This is a genomic window from Methylophaga sp. UBA1464 (assembly GCF_002325665.1).
GTDB lineage: Bacteria > Pseudomonadota > Gammaproteobacteria > Nitrosococcales > Methylophagaceae > Methylophaga.
Genome location: NZ_DCSO01000089.1, coordinates 30755 through 34289 on the forward strand (window position 1 = coordinate 30755; position 3535 = coordinate 34289).

At 46.9% G+C, this 3535-nt stretch carries 4 protein-coding genes; all 4 read right to left on the minus strand.

The window, feature by feature from the left end:
• Positions 1 to 690 (minus strand): flagellar basal body L-ring protein FlgH (locus tag B3O33_RS11660; RefSeq protein ID WP_292363640.1); only part of this gene is annotated, 690 nt, incomplete at its 3' end.
• A gap of 149 nt (positions 691 to 839) precedes the next feature.
• Positions 840 to 1625, minus strand: a complete 786-nt coding sequence (gene flgG / locus B3O33_RS11665; RefSeq protein WP_292360330.1) for a flagellar basal-body rod protein FlgG — start codon at positions 1623 to 1625, stop codon at positions 840 to 842.
• 33 nt (positions 1626 to 1658) lie between these two features.
• Positions 1659 to 2402: a flagellar basal-body rod protein FlgF gene (gene flgF / locus B3O33_RS11670; protein WP_292360332.1), complete on the minus strand. Its 744-nt coding sequence runs from the start codon at positions 2400 to 2402 to the stop codon at positions 1659 to 1661.
• A 46-nt stretch (positions 2403 to 2448) separates the two neighbouring features.
• A partial coding sequence (locus B3O33_RS11675) for a flagellar hook protein FlgE (RefSeq protein WP_292363642.1) occupies positions 2449 to 3535 on the minus strand: 1087 nt, incomplete at its 5' end.

A 3535-nucleotide genomic window follows, 5' to 3' on the forward strand; every position in this document is an offset into this window, starting at 1 on the left:
GCTGATGAAGAAACGGCTCAGCCAGCCCATGGTGTTTGAGTCATTGGATGGACCATCACCGACATAGGTAATTTGGGCATCGGCAATCCGAATGGACGAAATGGTATTGGTGGAATCAATATCACGTGGGCTGACAATACCGGTTAAACGGACGTATTCATTACCCTGATTAATGGTGACCACCTTCTCGCCACGAACAATCATATTGCCGTTGGCTAACACCTCAACCACAGAAACACTGATATCACCGCTTAACCGGTTGTTCTGTTCACTTTCGCCTTCCCCTTCAAAACTACTGTTGGCACCGGTACTGAAGGCCAGATTATTATTATCTGTGTTCGCCAGTGGTAATCCACTGGGGAGGCTGAATTGGGGCGTAGTACCGAATAAAGTCGGATTGTTGATATTGTTGGTACTGCTTTTATCAATAGTTGTCGTTGCTTCTTTCTCGGCATCCGTCCGTTCCTGCAACCGCACTGTCAAAATATCGCCGACACGACGTGCTTTGTAATCTTCATACAATGCAATATTGCTGCGCGTGTCAAAGATTGCACCATCATTACGTTCCGCCGGAGCTGTAGCTACGGGACGAACAGCCGCGTAGGCCGGGTCACGTTTTACTTCATTACTGACACAGGCGGAAAGCAAAACGACGGATGTGATTCCCAATAGTCGGTAAATGAATTTCATACGAATCTCCAGGACAAGCTCATGTACAGAAATTAACTTGCAGAGTCCATGCCAAAATATTATTACATTGAGAAATCCAACACCTTATTCTCACACACAAAAAAGCCCCGACATACAAACACTGTAATACCGGGGCTCTCAGTATGGGTCTATAGATTCTGGCTAGCGTACTGCAACATTTGATCAGCTGTAGAGATGGCTTTTGAATTCATTTCATAAGCCCGTTGCGTTTCGATCATATTAATCAGCTCGGTCACAACGTTAACGTTGGAAGTCTCCAGTGCACCACCAATGACTCGCCCAAAACCATCCAGCGTCGGCGTACCGGCAATGGGTACGCCACTGGCACCGGTTTCTTTAAATAAATTCTCACCGACAGCCTGTAAGCCAGCAGGATTTACAAAATCGGCCAACTCTATTTCACCGATGACAGTGGGCTCATTATCACCAGGCTGAGTCACACTGACCGTTCCATCAACACCTACGGTGATACTCTGAACATCATCTGGAATATTGATACCCGGATCCAGCAGATATCCATTTGACATCACCACATCACCATCAGCATTAATTTGAAATGTGCCATCGCGGGTATAGGCAAGATCACCATCTGGCATCAGGATCTGGAAAAAACCACGGCCATCAATAGCCACATCCAACGCATTATCCGTTTGGATAATATTGCCTTGAGTATGCAGTTTTTCGGTGGCAACCGTTCTGACACCGGTACCAATCATCAATCCCGAAGGCAACTGATTATCAGTAGTGGTTTGTGCACCAGGTTGACGAATAGTCTGATACAACAAGTCTTCAAACACTGCCCTATCCTGCTTAAAGCCGGTGGTGTTAACGTTGGCCAGATTATTCGAAATGACCGACATTCTTGTCTGCTGAGCATCAAGCCCGGTTTTTGCAATCCATAATGCCTGATTCATAAGGTCTCTCCTAAAAGCATGCTTGCGATGTTACTAACCATTCAGTTGCAACATACGTGCCGAAGCGGCGCTATTTTCTTCTGCGGTGCTCATCATTTTGACTTGCATCTCATATTTGCGCTGTAACTCAATCATATTCACTAAGGCACCCACGGCATTAACATTGCTGCCTTCTATCGTGCCTGATGCAACTTTGACAGTTGCATCCAGGGGGGCTTCTGTACCATCTGCCATTCGCATTAAGCCATCCTGGTCTTTGAATACATTTTGCAGGTCAGGCTTGACCAGTTTAATCCGGTCAATCACGGCTAACTCATTTTCAGCCCCGCCAATCGGACGAACGGAAATGGTGCCATCCGCGCCGATATCAATTTTTTCAGCCGGCGGAATGGCGATTGGTCCGCCCTCTCCCATCACCGGCAAACCAGTGCCGGTCACTAATTGGCCAAGCTCTGTGACATGCATATCACCGGCACGGGTATAACCTTCACGACCGTCTTTGCCCATCACGGCAATAAAGCCTTCACCTTGAACCGAAATATCCAGTTCTCGACCGGTAGATTGCACACTGCCTTGTTGATAATCGGTGGCAGGCCGTTCCGTCATTGAATACACTCGTGTCGGCAAACCTTCACCAAATACCGGCATAGAACGGAACTGTTCCAAATCAGCTCGAAAACCAGTGGTGTTGACGTTCGCCAGATTATTGGCATTGGTGGCCTGCGCCAGCATGGTTTGCTGGGCTGCATTCATGGAAATAAACAGCATGCGATCCATAATTAGCCTCTTTTTTCTGTATTAAACATCATTCACTCTGGCGAAATTAACGCAGGTTGATAATGGTTTGGGTGATAGCATTATTGGTTTCTATCGCTTTTGAGTTCGCCTGGAAATTACGCTGAGCTGTAATTAAACCAACCAGTTCTTTAGTCAAATCCACATTGGATGTTTCCAAAGCACCCGACTGAATCAAACCAAAACTGCCGGTTCCCGCCTCACCGATACGCACATCACCGGAATCCAGTGTGGCTTCCCATGCCGTATTACCTATCTGTTTTAACCCTTGCGGATTAGGAAAGTCAGCCAACACAATCTTGGCAACATTGGTCGTTTGACCATTAGAGTATTGAGCCTGAACCAAGCCGCTATCATCAATATCCAGCCCAGTCAGCCGTCCAGTCGGAAAGCCATTCTGATCGGTATCCAAAACGGCAAAAGCTGCCGAGTTCTGAGTGGTGCCGGCAAAGTTAATATCAAAAGTCAAATCCACTGCACCACTGCTTAAACCGGTAAAAGTGTACGTTTCGGTTGGTGTGACACCCGCATCCAGAGCTCCGCCTAAAGCTGGATCAAAGGTTAGCGTTTTGGTAGTTTGTCCGCCCCCGAACTCCACAATCGTTTGACTGCCAGCTGGCTCATTGATGTAGACCTGAACATTCCATTCATTGGGAACATCCGTTTTTTGATAATAATAAGTCAACGTACTTTCATTACCCAGAGAATCAAAAATATTGCTGGATGTAGAATTGGTATAAGTCGTAGGGTCTGTCGGATCGATAGGTGTCGCCACGGGATCAATATCATCAGCTGTCGAGGGAAGATTTGCAGCTATATCAACTTCCGTGGTTGCCCGGGGCACACCTGCCGATACAGGCAAACGAATTGGATCTGTTCCGCCCAAAGCTGTAGATGAAACACTGCCATCAGCATTAACTGGGAACCCCAATAAAAACTGACCTGAACTGTTGGTCATATAGCCATCGCGGTTAATATTAAAAGCCCCTGCCCGGCTATAGAGAACCTGCTGGGTATCTAAAGCTGGTGCAAGTGCAAAAAAACCCTGCCCATTACCGCTTATCGCCAAATCCAGTGAATTATTGGTGACTTCCAGATTTCCCTGGTTGAATTGC

What these genes read in the sequence shown, in the direction of transcription:
- flgG (WP_292360330.1), bottom strand. Translation starts at nt 1,625, where the DNA reads ATGAATCAGGCATTATGGATTGCAAAAACCGGGCTTGATGCTCAGCAG.
- flgF (WP_292360332.1), bottom strand. Translation starts at nt 2,402, where the DNA reads ATGGATCGCATGCTGTTTATTTCCATGAATGCAGCCCAGCAAACCATG.